Raw genomic sequence first — 23559 nt, forward strand, 5'->3', positions numbered from 1 at the left:
AAACCAACCTTTCAAAACGCAAATATCGTCGGCGCAAAGCTTCGCTTTCCTGACGATGGTAGCTCGTCGTTCGCAAGCTCACCATAACCTGAAGGTCACAGGTTCAAATCCTGTCCCCGCAACCAAATTCTTCAAACACTATCAAGACTTTAAACGGCTTCTCTCGGGAGGCCGAAGTCGTTTTTACCCCTAGCACAACGCTAGCACAAAACGCCCTGCCCGATTTGACGGGTGCTTGAAGGCGTGATTCCCTGTCCTTACATGCAAAGGAACAAGGAGCGTAAAACGGTTATGGCGAGCCATGAAATCCTCGGGGGAAGGTCAATGTCTACCGGCGCGGGGGACTAACGTGGCAGTGTTCCACGTCCCTGAAAGGCTGCCAGTATCGTACCAGCACGAAGGAAACGGGGCTTGAGCAAGCCAAGGCTTTCGCTGAGGGCTGGTATCTGGGCTTAGGGGCAAGCTCGCGGCTGGACTGCTCAAAACCGAAAAGACACTTGCTGAGGCCGCCAAGAAGTTCGAGCAGGAGTACGCCGTTATCACGGAAGGCGAGCGTAGCCCCAAATGGGTGGAAGGGCACAGCATCCGCCTGCGGCTTCATTTGGTGCCCTTCTTCGGCAAGATGGGGCTTTCCGAGATCAATGCGAGAACGGTTCAGGATTATCGCGTTCATCGTATCTCCACCTCGACAACTGGAAAAATGCCAGCGCGCAGCACGCTTCACGATGAAGTTGGCACCCTTCGGCAGGCCCTGAAAACCGCCATCATAGATGGCTGGACCATCTGCCGGACCTGTCCCCACCCTACAAGACGCAAGGCAAGATTGTGCATCGGCCGTGGTTCAGTCCTGCTGAATACAAACAGCTTTACGAGGCCACGCGCTTGAATGCCAAGGAGCCTAAGCCCCCGCACTTCCGGGGGGAAGCGGAACAGATTGCACGACTTCATGCTGGTCATGGGCAATACCGGTCTGCGACCGGACGAGGCCAAGCAGTTGCAACACCGCGATGTGACCATCGTTGAAGACCCGGACAGCCGCCAGCGTATTCTTGAGATTGAAGTGCGCGGGAAGCGCGGTATTGGCTGGTGCAAGTCGATGCCGGGCGCGGTCAAACCCTATGAGCGGTTGCGTGACCGATTGAAGCCCGTGCGCAAGAAGGACGGCCATAAAGAAGGTGAGATCGTGGTAAAACAGGCCGAGGCCACCGATCTGCTATTCCCCGGCAATTATCTCAAGATGTTCAATAACCTGCTGGACGATCAGAAGCTCAAGCTGGATCGGGATGGTAAACCTCGGACGGCTTACAGCTTACGTCATACTTATATTTGTCTTCGCCTGATGGAAGGTGCTGATGTTTATGCGATTGCCAAAAACTGTCGCACCAGCGTCGAGATGATCGAAAAATTCTATGCGGCCCACATCAAGACGACGCTTGATGCCTCCGTTATCAATGCACGCAGACGCAAACGCGTGGACCGGAAGCGGAAGAGGAATAGGTTAGCAGTAACTAAGCACGGGGACGGCCTTTGTGGCCTTTTTGCAATGTGATGATCTGCGTTATGTTTGTACTGTATGGCATCTGGAACAAGCCGATTGCGAGTCTGGGTGACCGTCGCCGAGCCTTTCAGAAATAGTACATCACCAATGTGGTGCTGCGTTTGAAAAGGCACTTGCCTCTGTTACCATTGTGGCATCGGGATTAGTGACTGCGATCAGAACCGTAATACGTAGGGATGATTGATTGGCGTTGTGGAACGAAAAGGGACGAGATGTGAGGCAGGATGAAAGCAATCCAGACGATAGCGGATTCGCGACAGATTCTGCTTCCGGACGCACTTGGCGAGAAGTTCGCCCCGGTATGTTTATTGGTTTGACGGACTTCGCCCTGAGTGAACCGCTCACTTATACCAGCAAGACATTTCCGGCTCTTTGCCTCTCTGTTGTGCTTGAGGGGTATGCAACAAATAACACGCAAGGCATAGAAGGCGGTTTCTGCCCAAATGAAATCTGGATCAGTTCTACCGGTGAGTGCGTGCCAACAAGTATGACCATCCACGCTGATAGCCCAGTCCGAGTGGTAGAATTGCTTTTAACGCCCAAATGGATTGAGGAAAACGAAGCTGTAATGGGCTCTGATCCCATTTTTCGGGCGATGCAGTTTTCCATGTCACAACCTGTCATGGTCCGTCGCCGCCCTTTGGACGCACGGCTTCGTCAAATCGCGTGGTCTGCACTGAGTCAGTCATTAAATGGCACTCTCGGTGTACTTAACATAGAGGCTTGTGCGGTGAATATGTTGGTCATGCTGGCGGAAGAGTTCAAACCTTTCGGGGAAATAACGCCGGGTGCACAACTTTCGGCAAAATCTCTCGAACGCGTATTGCTTATCCGCAAACATATCGACACCGATCCGGTGGCAATCGTATCCATCGCTGCTCTTGCAACACATTTCGCGATAAGCCAAAGCAAGCTGAAGCAGGATTTCCAGCGCGCTTTCGGATGTAGCGCCCGGGATTATCTCATGGAGCGGCGGTTGCTTGTTGGACGCAACGCAATTTTGCGGGAAGGCTCGACTATAGCTCAAGCGGCCTACAGGACCGGTTATAATCATCCTGCAAACTTTACAGCGGCCTTCGCCAAGCATTTTGGCTATCCTCCGAGTATGCTGAAACCTTGAACGGTTTTAAAGTAGATAAAAATAGTATACTTTATGTCGATATGCATAAGCCGATACCCTCGACTTAGAGTTTGGTCCCCCCGATAATTCGCGCAATTTCAGGGCATCGGGGGCAAATAGTAATGAGAACGATCATCTTGGCGCTACTATCCAGCGTCAGTCTGCCTGCTGCACTTCATGCACAGGAAACCGCGCCTGGTATCGTTCTTGAACCGATTATCATTAGCTCGCAAAAACGTACCTCCAATACCCATGATGTCCCGGCAAGTGTGAGCGTTACCGGTGGGGAAGACGCCTATCTGAACAATACCCGCACCCGTGCAAATCTCGTAGAGGAGACAGCCAATGCGCAGATGGGATCAGTCACGGCAAAGCTCTATACTTCATTCACCGCGATACGGGGCGTAGGTTCCGCCCTTATAGAAAGCGATCCGGCTGTCGGCATGTATCTCGATGGCGTGGGAATTGGCAGTTCTCAGGGCCACAATGGTACGTTGCTTGATATCAACCGTGTTGAGGTGTTGCGTGGACCACAGGGTACGCTTTACGGGCGCAACAACATTGCTGGCTCAATCAACTTCATATCAAATCTGCCTGACCCCGACAGGATCGGCGGAGAAATAGGGTTCGATGCCGGGACCGATGGAGCTCTCGGACTGACCGGCATACTGAATACTCCCTTGGGTAATAATGGTTGGGCAGCCCGGGGTGCATTTACCACGTCCAAGACAGATGGCTTTCTGCATTCAACTGTTGATGGCGATGACCTTGGCGGAGCCAAGGATATTCACGGCCGTTTCAGCATAGGCGGCAATGTCAGCGACAATTTGGAGTTTCTTGGCATTGTTGATGTGGAACATCAAAAACTTGATCGTGAAATGTTCGGCATGCCAGAGAAAAGCTTTCTCGAAGGGCGCAACGGCATCGCGATAGATGATGCCGCCGTTATCAATTCCGATGTTGCTACGACATCGGCAAAGTTTACCTATACGCTGGAGAATGGCGACAAAATAATATCTCAGACGGGCTTTCAAAGCACGCGGACCGATGTCTTCGGAAACGGTTTCCCACGCGGAACTTTCGCTCAATTTGATGCTGTATTCCAATCCATGGGCCTCAAAAATTTCCGTTACCGCTCCGGAAATCCCTTTGAAGGCGATTACCGGCAATGGTCTCAGGAAATACGCTATGTTTCGGAAGACAATGAGCGATTTAACTGGGTTGCCGGTTTGTATGGTGAGTATTCCAACGCTTTAAGAATCTACGGTGCGGACAGCAAGTTTGACGGCGGAAGTTTAACACTCCAAACACGAGGCAAAACCAAAACTGCCTCCGGTTCAGCGTTTGCCGACGGCACCTATGAACTATCCGATCAGTGGAAAATCTTTGGGGGACTTCGCGTCGGATATGACCGAAAAGATTTCGACTACGATTTCAATGCGAACGCACTTGCTGCTGCTTTTGGTCTGAGCAGTCCGTTTGCGCCAGGTTATGCAAGCTCACTTTCCGATACCAGCGCGACATATCGGATAGGTATGCAGTTCGCAGCTACTGACAACCTTAACTTCTACGGGAGTGTTTCTACGGGTTATAAATCAGGTGGCTTCAATTCGAGCTTTGTTTCGGTTGGAGACCAAGGCGCATATGATGCGGAGAAACTGACCAGCTACGAAATCGGGCTGAAATCACTGTCACTCGATGACCGGCTAAGCATAGAGGCGTCCGTTTTCTACATAGATTGGCGTGATCAGCAGGTGCAGGGGTTCAATCCTCTGACTGGTGGAACCCCAATCGTAAATTCACCACGCAGCGAATCCTACGGAGCGGAAATCTCTGCTCAGCTGCAGCTAACGGACCAATGGAGTGTCCGGGTCGCGGCAGGTTATGCCGACGCAACCTATAAGGATTTCACCGATGCAATTGGCCCTGGCGGACGTGGCTCCAAGGATGCCAGTGGCAATCACCAGCAATTTGTTTCGCCGTTCACCGGAAGTGTCGGGATCGGTTATGAATGGGAGCTTGGCTGGAACGACTTCGTCGGCAAGGCAGGCGCGGAGTATCAATACCGATCTTCATATTACTTCGATGTCCAGAACACACTTCGCCAACCAGGCTATGGTTTGCTGAATGCGCATATCGGCCTGGAAAATAACCGCTTTGCCGGGCTTGTTTATGCGCGCAATCTTACCGACGAGCGTTACCGCACTGTCGCTTCAGATCTGGGTACGGGTGCCCTCGTCAATGTCGGCGATCCGCTGTCTGTCGGGGCAACTTTCAAAGTCAAGTTTTGATCAATGGAGCAGATTACCGGCGACAACGGCACGGCGGATTTAACCGGACGTGGTGCGGCAGTTCATTTGTGGCACATAATCCGGAAGTGCCGGGTGAGAATGTTTGCGGCGATGGTTTGCGCGATTCTATCGGTCAGCCTTGAGATAGCACCTGCTGTCTTCATCGCCTTGCTCGCGGGAGCATTGAGTGCAGGCGACTTTGATTGGGCCTGGCTTCTGGTCGCGGGCATGGTAGCTGCGTCGGGAGCTGCCATATTATTCAATACTTCAGCGACGATATTTTCGCACAGTGTCGCTATCGATGTTCAGGCACAATTGCGATTGTTAATCGGCAAAAAGCTGCTTTCAGCGCCTTTGGGGGAAATAGAGAAAATCGAGCCCAGCGAGATCAGACATATTCTGCTGGATGACATTGATCGGATAGAAGACGGTATTGCTCATCTCATTCCGGATTTGGCCGCAGCACTGGTCGCACCAATCATGATCTGCGTTGGTATGTTCGTAGTGGATTGGCAACTTGCGTTTATCGCCATAGCTCCAACGTTGCTGGGGTTTGCCGCCTTCTCGCTGACCATGAGTCGTGGGCGGGAACTGGGGTCCCGTTTCATCGAAGCTCAAGCTGATATGGCAAATTCCCTGCAGGAAATCGTAGCCATGATGCCTGTTATCAAATCCTACAACAGGAAGCAGAAGGCGCTGCTGCGATCACAAAAAGCATTCGATGTTTTTCGAATAATTGTGAAGGAATGGGTCACGAGAAACGCGGTTAGCAGCAACGTTTTTACTATTGCCACAACGTCGAGCCTGATTGCTGTCTTACCTGTCGGCCTATGGCTTTATAGTATTGGCGATGTCTCCATTCCCGTGCTTGTATTCTTTTGCCTGGGAGGATTTGCACTGACGTCAATCGGTAGCCGCTTATTTGGAGCAATGGGCCGTTTGCGTGTGCAAAAGGTATCAATGGAGCGTATCCAATCAATACTGGTTTTACCGGACTTCCTCTATTTGCCATCGCCTGCCGCCCACGTTGAAACCGACAATGTTGAGTTTTCCGGCGTTGCCTTCTCGCGCAACAAGAATTTCGCATTATCTGAGATCAACCTTTGCTTTCCATCAGGAAGCAAAGTGGCAATCGTTGGCCCCAGCGGTTCTGGTAAGTCCACGCTGGCAGAACTCCTGTTGCGGCTGCATGACCCTGAGAGGGGGGCGATTCGTATCGGTGGCGTGGATTTACGATCGTTTTCACCGCAGGAATTATCCCGCACCATATCGGCTGTCTTTCAGGATGTTTTCCTGTTCACACGATCCATTGGTGACAACATCCGCATCGGCCGCCCTGACGCCACTGACGCAGAAGTTGCCGAAGCGGCGCGGCTGGCACAAGCGGATAAGTTCATTCGTGAGCTTGCACAGGGATATGATACCACCTTGACCGCAGGAATGCCGCTTTCCTCCGGTCAGCGCCAACGCATCTGCATCGCACGCGCAATCCTCATCAATCCTTCTATACTGGTTCTCGACGAAGCGACTGCCTATGCGGATCCCGAGAGTGAGCATGAGATACAGAAGGCGCTATCAGAGCTGACGCGTGGCCGTATGGTCATTATGATTGCGCACCGGTTATCGACCATCCAGCATTTTGACAGCATAATATTCTTAAAGAATGGCCGCGTTGCAGAACAGGGCACGCATGATGAGCTTCTTGTGCTTGGAGGTGAATATGCGCGCCAGTGGCACTCTCATATGGCTGCCCGAAATTTTCAGCTCCCTGCGGCCGGAGCTGTGTCATGACTGTTTCAAAAAGCCCGCTCACCAAACTTGGCTTGAGATTTGACCTAGCCATTTTGAGCAAATCAGCCGATGGCGCGCTCGTCACATTACAGCCCATGCTCGCTGCGGTGGCAGCTGGGCTCTTAATCGCGGGGTACAGTGGCAAAAGCCTGGCAGCACACATCGGCCTGATACTTCTCGCCGGGATTGCCCTACGCTGTCTCATATTGTGGTTAACTACGGCAAAGTTGTACAATGATGCATATGAAGAAGGGCTAAATCTCCGGCACAATATTCTGACGCATCTCATCGCATTGCCGCTGGGTAAATTTCGCGCGCTGCATAGTGGCCGTATAAGTCAAGCTTTGTCGGAAGACTGTCTGTGGCTCGAAAATCACTACTCCTACACTCGTCCTGAACTGAGTCTCAGCACTGTATCATTCATTATCTTGCTCTGTGCTTCGACTGCGGTTTCTCCGACGCTTGGGCTCACGGTTTTGGTCAGCATGTGCACAGGATTTACAATTTTGGTCCTATTTCAGAAACGTCTTGCTCATGGGTTGCAGCGCAGATCACAGGCTTTGGCTGCAGCCTCTCTTACAATGCTGGAATATGCAGAAGGCATATCCGTTCTGCGGATGACCGGAGCAGGGAATTATGAACAGGAGGCCTTTCAAACCAGTGTGCTGAAATTGCGCGAGGGGGCAAAGCGGGCGGTGTATTCAAACATACCATTCGTTGTGCTTTTTCGAACGATTGTGGATTTCAGCATTGCTCTCGGTGCCGCCGCCGCATTGCTGCTGCTCTCTACTTCGTCACACGTTGACCCGTCACATATAGCGTCTCTCATCATTGCGATAATGCTTGCCGCCGCCGCCGCTGTACCGGCGCGTAGTTTTGGCACCTTCACCGCGATGCTGATCTTGGCACGCATTGGTCGTGACAATATCGACGCGATAATGCATCTGCCGCAATTGGCCGAAGGCAATCTGGCATGCGTGCCGGATCAATTTGATGTCGTATATGATGACGTATGTTTCAGCCATGAAGACAGTAACCGGACAGTACTTGACCATATAAGCTTCCATGCAAGACAGGGCTCAATGACAGCCATCGTCGGGCGCAACGGCAGCGGGAAGACCACTGCTGTGCAACTGCTCATGCGTTTCTGGGACGTGACAGAGGGCAGCATTCGCATCGGAGAAAGGGACATCCGCGAATTTTCTGCATCGGCTCTTTCGCAACTAATCGCTCCGGTGTTTCAGGAAGCACTGCTCTTTCAGGATACAATTGCCAATAATATAAGGTTTGGACGACCCGACGCGTCTGATGATGACGTTATAAAAGCAGCCAAGGCTGCTGCCGTTCATGAGATGATCTTTGGACTGGAAAAAGGATATGAGACTGTACTTGCATCTTTGGGTAGCAGTCTTTCGGGAGGCGAGCGTCAGCGCATTGCCATTGCGCGGGCACTGTTGAAAGATTCCCCCATTATAATTCTTGATGAGGCGACCTCAGCACTTGATCCGGAAAACGAGGAAAAAGTTCAGGAGGCAATCAATGCATTGGTTAAAAACCGTACGGTTTTTGTCATTGCTCACAGGCTTTCAACCATAATCAATGCTGATCAGATTCTCGTTCTGGACAATGGCAAACTTATGGATATGGGAACTCACCCGACGCTGTTGGACCGCTCTTCGCTTTACAACAGGCTTTGGCAGGATTTTTGCGTATCCATGGATTGGAGAATTGAAAAGTAGGATCAGCTCGTAACGTTATCTTTAATTCATTCTTGAACCATAATAGATGACGGATTTGCCCAGAATAAGTGGAGAGAGTTTCACTGAGCGAAGGTGCTCTTGGCTTCAAATACTCTGGGCAACTTATACCCGAGTACTGAATGCAGCCTTACTGGGTTATAGAAGTGCCCATAGATTTTCAACGCCGGCGCGTATTTGGAGGAGTGAGTGCCATATGTGGTTCTGATGCAATTCTAATCATCACATGTTTGGCTATTGACGAACCAAGGTGGTTCGTCAATCATCATAATGAACCAAGGAAAGTTGGGTACCATGACTGCATTCACGGTGCAGGTTTCGGATGTAACCGCCAGCAAGCTCGACCAGATCGCAAAAAAAGCTTGATCGCTCTCGTGCCTATACGACTGCGCAAGCCATTGAGGATTATGTTGCTCGCGAAGAGTGGCAGCTTGCCGAGATTGAGGCCGGATTGACTAAGGCCGATCGGGGTGAGTTCGCCAGCGATGAAGATATGGTGAAGGTAGTTGGGAAGTACGTCAAGTCCGCTCATCAATCATGAGCGGGAAACGTATTCGCTGGACGTTAAGGGCGCTGAGGCTGCTCGATGAAATTGGCAATTACATAGAGCAAGATAATCCAACTGCAGCCGCTCAAGTCGTTGCGCGCGTTGTGTCGGCAGTGGACAAGTTGGTGCATTTACCTGCCATAGGGAGGGTTGGGCGCATTAAAGGCACCCGCGAGATTGTTCTGCCTTATATATCCTACATCATCCCTTATCGAGTGGGATGGGACATTGAGATTCTCACCGTAATGCACGCCCACCAGCAATGGCCGCTGACATTTTAACTGTGGTTGTGAGAAAGCCGAGTCTTCAATGCACAGGTATTCGGTGTCGATTTCACGACGCATTTGTTTGGGCATTGGCTCCTAATGTCTTTGACTAATATGGATCGACATAATGAACTTCAATATATGGTCTCAAACGTGGTTTCCGGTAGTAGCACTTGTTCTAGGATTGTTTCTTAAAATCGAGAACATATTGCATCCGGCCACAATAGAACAAACAAGAACATGTCAATTCTTGTTTCTGTTTTTGCTCAAACCAGTAGGCTATCCGGTGATATCGATCACGCCACAATCACCAGCTTCACTGCCGAAGGCGAGTCGATGGCCAGCCTGATCCCAGTTCATCGCCGAAATGGCTCCCTTGCCCGGGCGCCGTAGAAGAACTTCTTTTTGATCGCCAAACCTGCCAACGAGTATCATGCCGTCAGAATAGCCAATGGCTACAATATCCTCAACCGGATGGCAGGATACAACAGTGACCAAGCTGTCACCGCGCGTGCCTAACTCCAGCGGACCCTTGCCCATGGGGCCATCTTTGCCAGAAAACGGCCAGACTATTGCGGCTGGTGCACCCGCCGTCGCCAGCCATTTGCCTTTCGGGCTCCACGACCAGCTTTTTACTTTGTTGGGATAGCCTGTCATGCGCATATGGCGATTGTCGTCGAGTCGCCAGCCATGCAACGCATTCTCCTGCATCGAAGTAACCAGAAAACGGTTGTCCGGTGAAAACATGACCATGACATGCGCACCCTTCCACTCAAGCTCTGTGGGAGTGCTGTTGGTGGCCGGCCAATGCAATGTCACGCCGTTATAACGTGCTACAGCCAGACGAAGGCCCTTCGGAGCAAAAGCCAAACCTTCCACGCTGCGTTCATGGGATATTTCCCTGACAGAACCATCACCGGACCGGACCCACGCCGTGCGGCCAGAAGCGAACGCAATTGCGCCACTGGGCGCAGCAGCAATTGCCGTCATCCATTTGCGTGGCAGATTGCTCAATTCTGACGGCACGCCATTTAAACCAGTAGCGCAAACTCTGCCATCTTCACCACCCGTAAGCAAGGACTTACCATCGATGGAAGGTATAGCGCAAAGAAGCCCGTCATGGGCTTCTGCTACCTTATGGCCATTATCGAGACGATGAATGGTTCCGTCTGCCAAGGCAAAGAACGGAACCTCTTGAATAAAACGCGCGTCGATACAGTGCCCGGTCAAATCCAGTGGAGCTACGGTGGGCATCAGGCAAGGCAGCTTTCGAGACCGGACTTCAATGACGCCTGATCGAGTTCACGGCCAATGAAAACGAGGCGACTGTCATGTTTTTCGCCATCTTTCCAAGCGCGTTGATGGTCTCCCTCGATGATCATGTGAACGCCTTGAATAACGTAACGTTCATGATCATCCTTGAACGCAAGGATACCTTTCAAGCGCAGAATGTTAGGTCCCTGATCCTGCGTGATCTTCTGTATCCATGGAAAGAATTTGTCTGCGTTAAGCTCGCCTGTGCGCAAGGACACTGACTGTACTGTTACATCATGGATAGGCGACGCATGATCATGATGATCATGGCTGTGGTCGTGGTGATGATGATCGTGATCGTGATGTGCGTGATCATGATTATGATCACAGTCCGGGCCGCATGCATGATCGGGGTGATCGTGATCGAGAAAATGCGGATCGTTTTCCAGTGCACGCGTGAGATCAAACGCCCCGCGATCCAGAACTTTTGATAGATCAATACTGGCACGTTCGGTACGGTGAACGACCGCATGCGGGTTGATCGCACGAACCGTGGCCTCCACAGCAGCCAGCTCTTCAGGTGTTACAAGGTCGGTCTTGTTTAGGAGCACGACATCGGCGAATGCGATCTGGTCTTCAGCCTCACGGCTATCTTTCAGTCGCAGCGGCAAGTGCTTGGCATCGACCAAGGCTACAACGGCATCAAGCGCCGTCTTCTTGCGAACGTCATCATCCATGAAAAATGTCTGAGCTACCGGAACCGGGTCGGCCAGTCCCGTCGTTTCAACGATAATAGCATCAAATCTGCCAGGACGACGCATGAGGCCTTCAACCACGCGGATCAGATCGCCCCGAACTGTACAACAGATGCAGCCATTGTTCATTTCGTAGATTTCTTCGTCGGATTCGACGATCAGATCATTGTCGATCCCGATCTCGCCAAATTCATTGACGATGACCGCGTAGCGTTTGCCATGGTTCTCGCTCAAGATGCGATTTAGCAGTGTCGTTTTCCCTGCGCCCAAATATCCTGTTAGAACGGTAACTGGGATCTGGGCTGTCTTTGCGGCGTCAACCGGCGCGGAAATAGTCTGAGCTTCACTCATGGTGTGCCTCTTATAATGGATAGACCCACGATATAGGTGATTGAGTCACCTTTTGCCATATCTCTAGCGGTCAAATGCGGGAAAGGATGTGTCAATTTGATTGAACAGGTGCGGTGCTATCGCTGAACGCGGAATTATCGAACTTTGCTACGTCTTCAATCAACTCGATAATGCCATTCAGGCTATGCGTTATGATTGCTTCGCCGGCTTGCGCAGTGGCTAATAAGGCGTTGCCGGCGACGCCCGATTTGTTCAAGTCGGACATTTTCCAGCCGAACGCGTGTGGCCCATAAGCTCTTAAATGCTTGTAAATTTTGGAATAGTTGCTTTGGTTCGACGTGAAATTCGCTGCTTTGCTCATATCGACAAGTTCGGGATACAAAGCAAGCATCACTGAGGTTTCGATGAAGCCACCATGTATATCGATGGCCTTCTCTTCAGGCGATATCAATCCCTCCGGCAGACCAAAGCGCGTCCAACTGGTTGCAACTGCAAGCATATTGAAGCGAACACGCAATTCAGTCGCTACAATTGTCAGGAGCGGCGAGTTGCCGCCATGGGCATTAAGCAGAATGAACTTGGATACTCCCTGCTCAGCCAATCCTTTACCGACTGCAATCCAACGGTAAACGGCTTCATCAAAACGCAGTGACTTGGTGCCATCGACATCCATGTGCTCTATTGAATATCCGACGGTTTCAGGCGCGAAAAACTTTATGTTTAGTTCAGGCGGTAACAATGGTTTCAGCCGGTTCACCAAACCAGTAACGATCAGCGTATCAGTCTCGAACGGAAGATGTGGCCCATGCTGCTCATGTGCTCCCAGCGGCAACAACGCAATTGTATTGGATTCGGAGAACGGCATGTCTTGATCACTTCGCATCATCGTTGTTCAGAAATACGGTTTTGATCATTGAAACTAAACTCCTGCAATTGGCATTCACAGCCTTATTTTCGTGCAAAGAGCAATTCGTCGGCAAATTTCATCAGTTTGTCATATAAGAATTGTAACGCGGCATTCGGGCAGCAGGTTGAATGCAGTAACTGCCCGTGAATGAGTCGAAAACGCTTGGGAAATTTACATTATCCTGATGTAACATTTGTCTGTTAATGAGTTTAGACTTGATTGTGCTAGCCGTCTCACTAGAGCGAACGCTTCATACACGAGAAGAGGAATTGGAATGGTCAAGGATCGCAAGCCTCTTATTCTTCATCGCTTGCAGTCGACTGCAAGATTAACGCGCACCGCTTTGGCAATAAGGTTGCTCGGCCATGGTTTTTATGCCGGGCAGGACGCCGTTATGCTCCAGCTTGCACATGAGGATGGTCTATCTCCCAGTGTCCTGGCCAAGCGGCTTGGCGTGCGTCCTCCAACGATTACAAAAACAATTTCCCGGCTTCAGACTCAGGGCTTTGTGAAAAAAGAAGGCTCGTCGACCGATCAGCGTCAAGCCCATATTTTTCTGACAGAGACAGGGAATGAAGCAATCAAGTCGATAGAAAAATCCATTCGCAAAACCGAAAAAGACGCAATGAAAGGTTTTGATAAAAAGGAGCGGAAAGCCTTTGTCAAAATGCTGACACGGCTTGAAATGAACCTATCTGCTGCGGATCTTTTGCGTCAGACTGGCTCGGACGAGCATGATGACGACGACAATGATGACGAATAATTAGAGCGTTCGTCACCTCTCATCTTCCGTATTTCGTCTTAAGCAGCAATTTTGCCGCGCCGGTTCTGGCGCGGAAAGAACTTTGATTTATTGATCCGCAATGGCATAACGCCAACAGGATATTCTGTTCGATGAATGGAATCGCGGGGAGACGGTACTTTTGGCGCAGAAAATTAAACTATCGACTATTGCCGACGCGTTGAAAGTGTCCACCGCCACTGTTTCACTTGCTCTAAGAGACAGTCCGCTTGTTGCCGATCAGACCCGCGACAAAATCAAAGAGCACGCCAGGGCAATCGGATATATATACAACAGGCGCGCCGCAAGCTTGCGTACATCACGTTCAGGCATTGTCGGCGTTGTTGTTCATGACATCATGAACCCATTTTTCGCAGAGATTTTGCGAGCTATCGAGGGCGAGCTCGATCGTTCGGGTCAAACATTTATTCTGTCGAATCATTATGATCAGGTGGAGAAACAGCGAACATTTATCGAGACACTCCTTCAACTGGGGGGTGATGGCGTCATCATGTCTCCTGCTATCGGCACACCTGCATCAGATATTCGCATGGCAGAAGATAATGGGCTTCCGGTTGTGCTAATTGCACGTACAGTACAGGACGCAAATGTTCCTGTTTTCCGAGGGGATGATGCATATGGCATTGGTCTGGCGACCAATCACCTTATTTCGCTCGGTCACACACGAATCGCAATGGTTGGCGGGACTGACCAAACGTCGACAGGGCGCGACAGGTATGAGGGTTATCTTCATGCGATGCAGAAAGCCGGGTTGGACGCTAAACCTGAATGGCGTATTCCCGGGCCACGCACCAAACAGGCCGGGTTTGATGCTGCTCCGCAGTTTCTTGCATTAAAGGATCACCCGACTGCAGCTGTCTGCTGGAACGACCTTTGCGCAATCGGTATGATGAACGGAATTGCCCGTGCTGGCTTGGTAGCCGGTGTTGATATTTCGGTTACCGGCTATGACGATCTTGAAGAGGCTGCAATTGCCACGCCAGCACTTACCACGGTTTGGAATGGTCAGCGCGAGGTAGGACAACGTGCGGCACGCGCGTTGCTTGACCAGTTGAATGGTGCCGATACGCATGCACGACAGGAACTTATCAAGCCTGAACTGCGGATAAGGCAATCAACGTCGAAACCGAAAGAACGCTAGAGAAGCTTTCGGGTTAAATTACTCGGCAGCCTGCAAACGTTCCCGGCTTGCCTTATGGGCACGCACTGCATCTCCAAATGCTGCAAAAATCTTGCGGGAAGAGTTGTCAGTTTTTACCCAATATTCCGGGTGCCATTGTACACCGACCGCAAAAGCGCGGGCATTCTTTACGGACACAGCTTCGATAGTGCCGTCATCTGCGACCGCTTCTATTTCCAGCTGCGTTGCTGGCTTGTCGATTGCCTGTCGGTGAACCGAATTAACCTGAATTGAATCGCTGTTCATAACGCCCGCGAGACATGATCCCGGCTTAATATGGACAGGGTGACGGATGGCAAATCGCTCCACCTGATTTTCAGACGAAGGAGCCCGGTGATCCATGCGCCCATCGAGCTGCTGTATTTCAGTTGCGAGAGTTCCGCCAAGTGCAACATTCAATTCCTGAATGCCGCGGCAGATAGCCAGAAGCGGTACGCCGCGGTCGATAGCGCGGCGGATAAGCGGCAGGGACGTGGCATCGCGAGCCGGATCGTATGGCTCGTGAGCCTCGGTAGGCTGAACGCCATAGAGTGACGGGTGAACGTTGGATTTCGAACCTGTAATCAGCACGCCATCCACGCCGTCAAGGATCGCGTCTATGTCGAGGTCGTCGCCAAAGGATGGGACAATCAGCGGAATGACATCAGCTGCTTGATAAGCTGCCATCAAATATTGATCCGGCGCGGCATGCCACGTGTAATTTTCGAATGTACGAACGTCTGACGATATGGCGACGAGAGGTTGCCGCATGATTTCACTCCAAAATACTTATCAGCGGAATGTAGTTCACTTCGAGGTCATTTCCAATGGTCATCAGCTTGGAGACAACTGCGACCCTGGTTAAACGATCAACCTGCCAGAATTCGGCTGTCTTGTTGTAACCGTCCGCTGGACTAGAATTGACGAGTGTGTATGGTTATCCGCAGGATCGGGAGAACAAGGCTGAAATGTCTGGTGATCTGAGCCAAGAATAGTTCTGGGGTTCAAAATTTTGGAGGAGAATTAATGGATCGTCGTTCATTTATGACGAAGGCGGGTGCTGCTGGTGTTGGTGCGGCTGCTGCTGCAACTACCTTGGCTGCCCCGGCAATTGCGCAAACGCTGCCCAAGATTACATGGCGCTGTGCGTCGTCGTTTCCGAAGTCTTTGGAGACGATCTACGGAGGTGCAGTCGTTCTTGCCAAATATCTAAAGGAAGCGACAGACGGTAACTTCACCATTCAGCCATTTGCGGCAGGCGAAATTGTCCCGGGGCTTCAGGCTGCGGACGCGACTGCGGCCGGTACGGTCGAACTCTGTCACACGGTTGCATATTATTATTGGGGTAAGGACCCAACTTGGGCGCTTGGAGCAGCGGTTCCTTTTGCACTCAACGCACGCGGCATGAACGCCTGGCAATACCACGGCGGTGGTATTGATCTCATGAACGAGTTCTTCAACACTCAGGGCCTGCAGGTTTATCCTGGTGGCAATACAGGCGTACAGATGGGCGGTTGGTTCCGAAAGGAAATTAAGACCATTGAAGATCTTAAAGGTCTGAAAATGCGTGTTGGCGGATTCGCTGGCAAGGTGCTTGAAACCCTTGGTGTCGTACCCCAGCAATTACCGGGTGGCGACATTTACCCGGCTCTTGAAAAAGGCACTATCGATGCGGCGGAGTGGGTTGGTCCCTTCGATGATGAGAAGCTCGGCTTCCAGAAAGTCGCGCCATATTACTACTACCCGGGTTGGTGGGAAGGTGGTCCTACGGTCAGCTTTATGGTCAACAAGTCTAAATGGGATTCGCTTCCGCCAGCTTATCAGTCTCTATTCCGTACTGCCGCACAGGCTACGGACGCAGATATGCTGCAAAAGTACGATTACCTGAATCCCGGTGCGATCAAACGGCTTGTTGCAGGTGGCGCGCAATTGCGGCCATTCAGTCCTGAAATTCTGAGTGCCTGTTTCGCAGCTGCAAATACTGTCTATGCGGAACTGGAAGCGAGCAATGCGCCGTTTAAGAAGATCTGGGATTCGATTAAAGCGTTCCGCAATGAACACTTCCTGTATTCTCAAGTTGCCGAGTACACGTTTGACACCTTCATGATGGTGCAACAACGCAACGGTAAACTATAAAAGCCTTCGTTGGGGCTTTGGACCCCGGTTCTTGGAGCCGGGGTCACGTTCCAATCTGCTTCTTTAGTTGTCATGTCAGGCTGAGCCGTCTATCAGAGACACCACAATAGGGATGCTCAGCGGTACTTAATCAATGAATATTGACACATCTATTTCTGTTGCAGGCAAAACCATTGCTGTAACAGGTGGTTCGTCGGGCCTTGGTTTGCGAATGATCCAGATACTTGCTGGAAACGGAGCCAATGTCGTTTCTATCTCCCGAACGCCCACACCCGAGAGCATGGTTCATTCGAATGTCGTAAACATTATCGCTGATATTACGATTGCTGCGGATATCCAGCGGGCATTCAACGAAGCGGAGCGGCTCTTCGGGCCTGTTTCGGTAGTATTCAACAATGCTGGTGTTGCAGCCATTGAGCGTGCCTTGACTACAACGCGGGAGCAATTGCGGCATATCTTCGAAGTTAATGTCGAAGGTGCGTTCTTTATTGCGCAAGAGGCCGCTAAACGCATGATTGAGAAGAAAATCAGCGGCTCGATAATCAATCTGTCGAGCATTCTTGCTGACGCACCAATAAAGGGGTCTGCCGGCTATGCGATGTCGAAGGCGGCTGTGGCTCAGATGACGCGATCTCTGGCGCTCGAATGGGCACCGCATGGGATTCGTGTCAATGCCATTGCACCGGGCTGGTTTCCGACCAAACTCAATGAAACCATCATGGATGGTCCGGCCAAGGGATTCCTGAAAGGCAAGAATCCGATGCGCCGCTTGGGAGAACCTGAAGACATTGATGGTGCGGTGTTGTTGCTTGCTTCAGATGCCAGCAGCTACATTACTGGCACCGTGATCACCATTGACGGCGGACACAGCCTCCAAGGCTAAACGCGCTCCTGTTCATCAACATTGGTGCGGGTCGCGAGTACAAAAACCAATAGCGAGAAAACTGCTGCATCTCGCCAGAGCACGGAAAAATATCCTCCCCATAAAGACTCTATCATGCCGATTATCGCTGCTCCGAACGCAGCATGAAGCGGACGGGAAAAACTTCCAGCTGCCGTTATGAACAATATCTTCAGACCGAAGATGATGCCGGTGTTGAAGCTGACATTGCCATAGTAAAGTGCGGCAAGAAATCCGGCCAGTGCGCAGATAGCATAGGCTGCCAGAATGGCTCTTGTCCGGACGACCTCGGGATTGATTCCGCATATCGCTGAAGCGGTAGGTTCATCGCTGACTGCGCGCCAGATGCGACCGGCGAGTGTGTGGTTCATCGTCAGTTCTGCCAACAGAATTACGACCAGCGCAACGCCGATGTTCACTAGTTGCAACTCAGTAAGGCTGATGTCTGCCGCAGGTCCCAGAATATGGACTGGTGAGGCGAGCATTGGTGGTAGCCAATAATCCCTCGTATCTGCCGCAATACGTGACAGTTCCATTAAAAAAATGCTCAAGCCCAGCGTCGCGACGAGAACTGTATTGCGGCTGCCTGCGTCCAGCGGAGCGTAAATAAGCTTGGCAACCAGATAACCCCCGGTGCTGATGTAAAGAGCTGCAATCGCGACTCCAAAGCCTAGTGCTGCCGGTAGCGTCATCCAGAGAACCGAAAAACCAAAAGCCGCTGCCAGAATAAATGTCTGCCCAGAGAACGCGAAAACTGCCCCGAGTGACAAATCGGTTCGATGTGTCAATCCATGGATAAGAACGTAGCCGTAGGCCAGCAGGGCATAGAGGGCTGCATTGTGGATGCCGTTCAAGATCAATTGCAGAAAGTATGACATCGAGAACCGTCCAATTTGATGCCATTCTAACTTGCAAAATACATTTTACCAGTTAGAATTTTATCATGTATATCGATTGGAACTCTCATAGGTTTAGCGGAGGCGTGCTTGCGCTTGATTTGGCGAATACAGTTATATTTCGCCAGACTCCGGAACGTGCTCAGGATCGTTTCGCGAACAGCATGGAAGTTGCGCGCTTTGCATCGGCTGCTGCTAATTTTCGATCAGGCGAGTGGGGTCATATCGAGTTTAGCCCGCCTCAATCGTTGACAGAGCATTCAACGTTGATCGAACTGCGCGAAGCGATAAACAAGTTGTTCAGAACGGCGGTGTTGGAAGAAAGGTTCAAGGCGCGGCATTTGTCGAATTTCTTGCAGCTTGCCTCAGGAGCCATTGGCGGCGACGAGAATGAACAGGATCTGACATTGCCTCCATTCGCCCGGCACCGTGAGCTTTCGTTGTCCGCAGGAGCCGTATTGTCTGCACTGAATTTGCTTGATCCCGGCAAGCTGTCGAGAATCAAAATATGCCCGAACTGTCATTGGTTATATTTGGACGAAAGCCGTAATCGGAGCCGGCGCTGGTGTGACATGACCGTGTGCGGCAACCGCGCGAAAGCAAAACGACATTATGATCGTAAGGGCAGGGAACATGGCCAATAGATTCCGGCGGGTCGTTGCATTGGTCAGCACGATGGTCTTACTGAGTCTTGGAGCCTGCCGCGATCCCGGGCAAGGGGATTATCTCAACGTGTCGGGGAAAATCTTTGTTTTTAACTACCGTATCGCACAGGCAACTTACCTTCTAACGCTCTCCAAAGTGAGGCCGCTACCGGACGATTCCATGCTAGAGACCACTTTCGAAAATCCGGCAGGGGGTGTGCCATTTGTGGTTCGGCAAAAAATCTGGCCAACCATGGCAAAAGTCACTGTTGAGAGCCCTCCGGTGAAATGTGTAATAGCAAACCGCGAGTACAAGGTCAGCATGCGCGTGACGGATGCGAATGGGCAGTTATTGCAGACGTTAGAGCGCAAAATGATCTCGGATGTCGATCAATCGGTCATGCCCGACAAACCACTTGTTGTTGGACCGTTTTACGATGCAAATCCCGACAAAGCAGCAGCGTCTACCGCATGCCCTGCGTCCTGAAAGGATTATTATATCCACTGAATCGATACCAAGCTGGGCGGAAAAGATTTGCATTCTGACGCAATTTAGTTTGCTCTGGTCATGCACGTACATAAGTCAAAGGACGTTATCAGCATGATTACACAAATCGCCATTGCCCCACTCGTTGCGCTCATCGCGGGTATCCTTATCTTGATAGCGCCACGCCTCCTGAACTATGTCGTTGCACTATATTTGATTATCATTGGCGTACTTGGCCTGTTTCCCAACCTTCTCAACTAGATAATCACAACCACCGGATGAGATTTATATCGATTGAGCAGCAGTGAGCGACCATCTGCGCATTGCGCTGATGCGTCGTTTTCGCTATTGCCATTAGGACGTCGATACTAAGAGGTTTGAAGATGGCTGAACATCACGATACTGCCCCTGCAGAGCTGGGCGCTCCCATGGATTACAAAGAACACGAGAACACCTACAACCTGTTTCTCACTCTTTCAAAATGGGGCGTGATTTTCTGCGTCGCGCTGCTTGCTGCGATGGCATTCGGCTTTTTCTCTGGCGGATTCTTCTCCGCTTCCATTCTATTCATTGTCATATGCGTGGCTGCCTGGTTTTTCGCTTAGCCTGTTTGCCTTTTCGTTGCATAATTCGGGTGGATACCCTCTGCAAACCAGTTAACTGACTGTTTTCACCTTGAGGGTTACTTCCCGGTAAAGTCGGACAGGTTTAAGGCGATCTTGCCAAACCTGTATAGAGTTAACTTGCTTAGGGGGTGAGAGCTTGGCTCAGACACTATTCATACCGAAAGAGGCTGATGCCAGCGAGCCGCGTGTTGGTGGCTCTGCGGAGACAGTCAAAAAGCTTATAAGTCTTGGATTTTCTGTTATCGTTGAAGCTGGCGCGGGCATTTTATCCCGCATTCCCGATCGGGAGTTTGAAGCTGCAGGCGCTTCCATCGGCAAGGCTGCCGAAGCAAAAAACGCGGATGTCGTTTTGAAAGTGCGTCGGCCAAACTCAACTGAGCTTAAGTCCTATAAAAAAGGCGCGGTCGTCATCGCCATGCTGGACCCCTATGGCAATGACGCAGCAGTTAAAGAGCTGGCCGATGCCGGAGTTACGGCATTCACCATGGAGTTCATGCCGCGTATTACTCGCGCTCAGGTCATGGACGTCCTTTCGAGCCAAGCTAACCTTGCCGGTTATCAGGCTGTAGTTGACGCGGCAGAAGAGTATGATCGCGCTCTGCCGATGATGATGACCGCTGCGGGTACTGTTCCTGCTGCAAAAGTGTTCATCATGGGTGTCGGTGTCGCTGGTTTGCAGGCCATTGCGACTGCGCGCCGCCTTGGTGCGGTGGTGACGGCAACAGACGTACGCCCTGCGGTCAAGGAACAGGTCGCGTCTCTCGGTGCGAAGTTCCTCGCTGTTGAAGACGAAGAGTTCAAAGCTGCAGAGACAGCTGGTGGCTATGCCAAGGAAATGTCTAAGGAATATCAGGCAAAGCAGGCTGCGCTGGTAGCAGAGCACATCGCCAAGCAGGATATCATCATTACGACCGCCCTTATTCCCGGCCGACCAGCCCCAAGGCTGGTTACCCGCGAGATGTATTCCCGCATGCGTCCGGGGTCAGTGATTATTGATCTGGCTGTCGAGCGCGGCGGCAACGTGGAAGGTGCGGTTGCTGGCAAGATCGTTGAAGTCGATGGTGTGAAGATCGTCGGTCACCTTAATGTTGCCGGTCGTATCGCTGCAACAGCCTCGCAGCTTTATGCAAAGAACCTTTTCGCTTTCCTTGAAACGCTGGTCGACAAGGAAGCGAAGACAATCAAGATCAATTTTGACGACGAGTTGGTCAAGGCAACTGTCCTTACCCATGATGGTAAGGTCGTGCATCCGAACTTTGCGGGCAATGCTGCTTCAGTTGCAGCATCAGCAGCTCCCAAAAAAGCTGCCCCGGCAAAAGCAAGCGTTGCAAAAGAGACGCCCGCGAAAGCGCCGGTGAAGAAGGCAGCTCCCAAAACAGCTGCGGCACCAAAGAAAGCTGCGACTAAAACTGTTGCCCCCAAAACATCTGAAGGAGAGGCATGATGGCTGACGCAACGCTAGATAAAGCGCTCGAAACGCTCAATCAGGCCACGGAAATGGTACGGCAGGCCGCCGAGACCATGCCGGATGCCGCTGGTGCCGCTGCTCACGCCATAACTGGTGGCGCAGTAGATCCATTCGTCTTTCGCCTCGCGATCTTTGTGCTGTCGATCTTCGTTGGCTATTATGTGGTCTGGTCGGTAACGCCGGCACTGCATACGCCACTAATGGCCGTGACCAATGCTATTTCCTCGGTAATCGTTGTAGGTGCGCTGCTCGCCGTTGGTCTGTCCGCCAGCGGCGTTGCAACCGGGTTCGGGTTCATCGCTCTCGTTCTTGCAAGCGTCAATATATTTGGCGGTTTCCTCGTCACCCATCGCATGCTTGCCATGTACAAGAAAAAAGAAAAGTGAGATTTGAGCAATGAGCGTTAATTTCGCAGCTTTTCTTTATCTCGTCTCCGGCGTCCTGTTCATTCTGGCGCTGCGTGGCCTGTCGCACCCAACCACTAGCCGTCAGGGCAATTTCTACGGCATGATCGGTATGGGCATATCGATCGTCACGACGCTGACGCTGGCTGAACCCAGCTTCGGCGGCCTTGGCCTGATCATTCTGGGGCTTGCTATAGGTGGTGGTGTAGGTGCCTACATTGCCAAGCGTATTGCCATGACGGCGATGCCGCAGCTCGTTGCGGCCTTCCACTCTCTCGTCGGCTTTGCAGCCGTGATGGTGGCTGCTGCTGCTGTCTATTCTCCAGAATCATTCGGTATAGGTGAAGTTGGAACAATCCACGCGCAGGCGCTGGTTGAAATGTCAATTGGTGTCGCCATAGGTGCAATCACCTTCACAGGTTCCATTATCGCATTCCTCAAGCTTGACGGCCGTATGTCCGGCAAGCCGATCATGCTGCCCGGGCGCCACTTCATCAATGCTGGCTTGTTAATTGCTATCGTTGTTCTGGTCGTCGCTTTGGTCATGACCGAAAGCCACACGGTATTCTGGCTCATCGTTATTCTATCGCTGATCCTTGGTGGACTGATCATCGTTCCGATTGGTGGTGCTGACATGCCGGTCGTGGTGTCGATGCTGAACTCCTATTCCGGTTGGGCAGCGGCGGGTATCGGCTTTACGCTGGGCAATCTTGCTTTGATCATCACCGGCGCGCTGGTGGGCTCATCCGGCGCTATCCTGTCTTACATCATGTGTAAGGGCATGAACCGTTCATTCATCTCGGTCATTCTTGGTGGCTTCGGTGGTGAAACAGGCGGTGCAGCAACTGGAGAAGTTGAACAGCGACCGGTCAAGCAGGGTTCTGCCGATGATGCGGCTTTCATTATGAAGAACGCTTCCAAGGTCATTATCGTACCGGGTTATGGCATGGCGGTAGCCCAGGCACAGCACGCGTTGCGTGAAATGGCAGACAAGCTCAAGGCGGAAGGCGTTGAAATCAAATACGCCATTCACCCGGTTGCCGGTCGTATGCCGGGGCACATGAACGTCCTGTTGGCCGAAGCAAATGTGCCTTATGATGAAGTGTTCGAACTTGAGGACATCAACTCTGAATTTGCACAGGCGGATGTCGCATTTGTTATCGGAGCGAACGACGTGACCAACCCTGCGGCAAAGACTGATCCAAAGTCTCCGATCTTTGGCATGCCAATTCTTGATGTCGACAAAGCTGGAACGGTTCTCTTTATCAAGCGCGGCATGGGTTCAGGTTATGCTGGTGTCGAGAACGAACTCTTCTTCCGCGATAACACTATGATGCTCTTTGCGGATGCGAAGAAGATGGTCGAGAACATTGTGAAGGCGCTTGACCACTAATCTCAAGCGTTGCTGAATATAATAAAAAACCCGCCATTTCGGCGGG

Annotated in this window: 24 protein-coding genes and 1 pseudogene; 19 read left to right on the forward strand and 6 right to left on the reverse strand. The window is 51.5% G+C overall.

From position 1 onward, the window contains the following. Positions 1-193 (forward strand): hypothetical protein (locus tag ABKW30_RS11205; RefSeq protein ID WP_348599020.1); only part of this gene is annotated, 193 nt, incomplete at its 5' end. Positions 194-328: 135 nt separating this feature from the next. On the opposite strand, the gene ABKW30_RS11210 is transcribed toward ABKW30_RS11205, so the two are convergent. Beyond that, positions 329-673: a hypothetical protein gene (locus ABKW30_RS11210; protein ID WP_348599021.1), complete on the reverse strand. Its 345-nt coding sequence runs from the start codon at positions 671-673 to the stop codon at positions 329-331. A gap of 273 nt (positions 674-946) precedes the next feature. Between ABKW30_RS11210 and ABKW30_RS11215 the strand changes: the two genes are divergently transcribed. The 7 genes and pseudogenes from ABKW30_RS11215 to ABKW30_RS11245 all read left to right on the forward strand — a co-directional run bounded on the left by ABKW30_RS11215 (position 947) and on the right by ABKW30_RS11245 (position 9345). Beyond that, positions 947-1549 (forward strand): hypothetical protein, encoded by a 603-nt coding sequence (locus ABKW30_RS11215; protein ID WP_348599022.1) that lies wholly within the window; start codon positions 947-949, stop codon positions 1547-1549. A gap of 193 nt (positions 1550-1742) precedes the next feature. Further along, positions 1743-2678, forward strand: coding sequence for an AraC family transcriptional regulator (locus ABKW30_RS11220; RefSeq protein WP_348599023.1), 936 nt, complete (start codon positions 1743-1745; stop codon positions 2676-2678). Positions 2679-2800: 122 nt separating this feature from the next. Beyond that, positions 2801-4969, forward strand: a complete 2169-nt coding sequence (locus ABKW30_RS11225; protein WP_348599024.1) for a TonB-dependent receptor — start codon at positions 2801-2803, stop codon at positions 4967-4969. 99 nt (positions 4970-5068) lie between these two features. Continuing rightward, positions 5069-6760: an ABC transporter ATP-binding protein gene (locus tag ABKW30_RS11230; protein WP_348599771.1), complete on the forward strand. Its 1692-nt coding sequence runs from the start codon at positions 5069-5071 to the stop codon at positions 6758-6760. Then, complete coding sequence (locus tag ABKW30_RS11235) at positions 6757-8499, forward strand: ABC transporter ATP-binding protein (RefSeq protein ID WP_348599025.1); 1743 nt, start codon at positions 6757-6759, stop codon at positions 8497-8499. The genes ABKW30_RS11230 and ABKW30_RS11235 overlap by 4 nt, the downstream gene beginning before the upstream one ends. A 312-nt stretch (positions 8500-8811) precedes the next feature. Further along, positions 8812-9058, forward strand: a pseudogene (locus ABKW30_RS11240) (CopG family ribbon-helix-helix protein). Continuing rightward, positions 9055-9345 carry a type II toxin-antitoxin system RelE/ParE family toxin gene (locus tag ABKW30_RS11245; RefSeq protein ID WP_348599026.1) on the forward strand — a complete coding sequence of 97 codons (291 nt, stop codon included), beginning with the start codon at positions 9055-9057 and terminating at the stop codon, positions 9343-9345. The pseudogene ABKW30_RS11240 and the gene ABKW30_RS11245 overlap by 4 nt, the downstream one beginning before the upstream one ends. Before the next feature lie 264 nt (positions 9346-9609). Here ABKW30_RS11245 and ABKW30_RS11250 read toward each other — a convergent pair whose 3' ends face one another. From ABKW30_RS11250 to ABKW30_RS11260, 3 genes are all read right to left on the reverse strand, one after another. Next, complete coding sequence (locus ABKW30_RS11250; protein ID WP_348599027.1) at positions 9610-10584, reverse strand: WD40 repeat domain-containing protein; 975 nt, start codon at positions 10582-10584, stop codon at positions 9610-9612. Continuing rightward, positions 10584-11690, reverse strand: a complete 1107-nt coding sequence (locus ABKW30_RS11255) for a GTP-binding protein (RefSeq protein WP_348599028.1) — start codon at positions 11688-11690, stop codon at positions 10584-10586. The genes ABKW30_RS11250 and ABKW30_RS11255 overlap by 1 nt, the downstream gene beginning before the upstream one ends. Before the next feature lie 91 nt (positions 11691-11781). Further along, positions 11782-12555 (reverse strand): creatininase family protein, encoded by a 774-nt coding sequence (locus ABKW30_RS11260; RefSeq protein WP_348599029.1) that lies wholly within the window; start codon positions 12553-12555, stop codon positions 11782-11784. 316 nt (positions 12556-12871) lie between these two features. Here ABKW30_RS11260 and ABKW30_RS11265 point away from each other — a divergent pair, with 316 nt between their 5' ends. Together ABKW30_RS11265 and ABKW30_RS11270 are read left to right on the forward strand one after the other, a co-directional pair. Next, a complete protein-coding gene (locus ABKW30_RS11265) occupies positions 12872-13360 on the forward strand; it encodes a MarR family transcriptional regulator (protein ID WP_348599030.1) in 489 nt (162 codons plus the stop codon). Between the two features lie 160 nt (positions 13361-13520). Next, positions 13521-14540, forward strand: a complete 1020-nt coding sequence (locus tag ABKW30_RS11270) for a LacI family DNA-binding transcriptional regulator (protein WP_348599031.1) — start codon at positions 13521-13523, stop codon at positions 14538-14540. 18 nt (positions 14541-14558) lie between these two features. Here the strand turns inward: ABKW30_RS11270 and ABKW30_RS11275 are convergent, their stop codons facing one another. Further along, positions 14559-15329: a gamma-glutamyl-gamma-aminobutyrate hydrolase family protein gene (locus ABKW30_RS11275; RefSeq protein ID WP_348599032.1), complete on the reverse strand. Its 771-nt coding sequence runs from the start codon at positions 15327-15329 to the stop codon at positions 14559-14561. A 255-nt stretch (positions 15330-15584) separates the two neighbouring features. On the opposite strand from ABKW30_RS11275, the gene ABKW30_RS11280 reads away from it, so the two are divergent. After that, on the forward strand, positions 15585-16694 hold the full coding sequence (locus ABKW30_RS11280) for a TRAP transporter substrate-binding protein (protein WP_348599033.1): 1110 nt from the start codon (positions 15585-15587) through the stop codon (positions 16692-16694). 133 nt (positions 16695-16827) lie between these two features. Further along, complete coding sequence (locus ABKW30_RS11285) at positions 16828-17577, forward strand: SDR family oxidoreductase (RefSeq protein ID WP_348599034.1); 750 nt, start codon at positions 16828-16830, stop codon at positions 17575-17577. On the opposite strand, the gene ABKW30_RS11290 is transcribed toward ABKW30_RS11285, so the two are convergent. Then, entirely contained in the window at positions 17574-18473 is a 900-nt protein-coding gene (locus ABKW30_RS11290) for a branched-chain amino acid ABC transporter permease (protein WP_348599035.1), read from the reverse strand. The two genes, ABKW30_RS11285 and ABKW30_RS11290, sit on opposite strands and share 4 nt — an antisense overlap. Before the next feature lie 65 nt (positions 18474-18538). Here ABKW30_RS11290 and ABKW30_RS11295 point away from each other — a divergent pair, with 65 nt between their 5' ends. The 7 genes from ABKW30_RS11295 to ABKW30_RS11325 all read left to right on the forward strand — a co-directional run bounded on the left by ABKW30_RS11295 (position 18539) and on the right by ABKW30_RS11325 (position 23513). After that, a complete protein-coding gene (locus ABKW30_RS11295; RefSeq protein WP_348599036.1) occupies positions 18539-19135 on the forward strand; it encodes a CGNR zinc finger domain-containing protein in 597 nt (198 codons plus the stop codon). Then, the gene (locus ABKW30_RS11300) at positions 19125-19622 is read left to right on the forward strand and encodes a hypothetical protein (RefSeq protein ID WP_348599037.1); all 498 of its coding nucleotides are present in this window, start codon (positions 19125-19127) and stop codon (positions 19620-19622) included. The genes ABKW30_RS11295 and ABKW30_RS11300 overlap by 11 nt, the downstream gene beginning before the upstream one ends. Positions 19623-19736: 114 nt before the next feature. Next, positions 19737-19883, forward strand: a complete 147-nt coding sequence (locus ABKW30_RS11305; protein WP_008124743.1) for a DUF3096 domain-containing protein — start codon at positions 19737-19739, stop codon at positions 19881-19883. A gap of 122 nt (positions 19884-20005) precedes the next feature. Continuing rightward, complete coding sequence (locus tag ABKW30_RS11310) at positions 20006-20227, forward strand: aa3-type cytochrome c oxidase subunit IV (protein ID WP_348599038.1); 222 nt, start codon at positions 20006-20008, stop codon at positions 20225-20227. Between the two features lie 157 nt (positions 20228-20384). Then, positions 20385-21692, forward strand: a complete 1308-nt coding sequence (locus ABKW30_RS11315) for a Re/Si-specific NAD(P)(+) transhydrogenase subunit alpha (RefSeq protein ID WP_348599039.1) — start codon at positions 20385-20387, stop codon at positions 21690-21692. Then, positions 21692-22102, forward strand: a complete 411-nt coding sequence (locus ABKW30_RS11320; protein ID WP_115052230.1) for an NAD(P) transhydrogenase subunit alpha — start codon at positions 21692-21694, stop codon at positions 22100-22102. Before ABKW30_RS11315 ends, ABKW30_RS11320 begins: the two co-directional genes overlap by 1 nt. Positions 22103-22112: 10 nt before the next feature. Continuing rightward, positions 22113-23513 carry an NAD(P)(+) transhydrogenase (Re/Si-specific) subunit beta gene (locus ABKW30_RS11325; protein WP_348599040.1) on the forward strand — a complete coding sequence of 467 codons (1401 nt, stop codon included), beginning with the start codon at positions 22113-22115 and terminating at the stop codon, positions 23511-23513. Positions 23514-23559 lie beyond the last annotated feature (46 nt).

Origin of the sequence: Phyllobacterium sp. SB3 (genome assembly GCF_040009165.1) — a bacterium.
Lineage (GTDB): Bacteria > Pseudomonadota > Alphaproteobacteria > Rhizobiales > Rhizobiaceae > Phyllobacterium.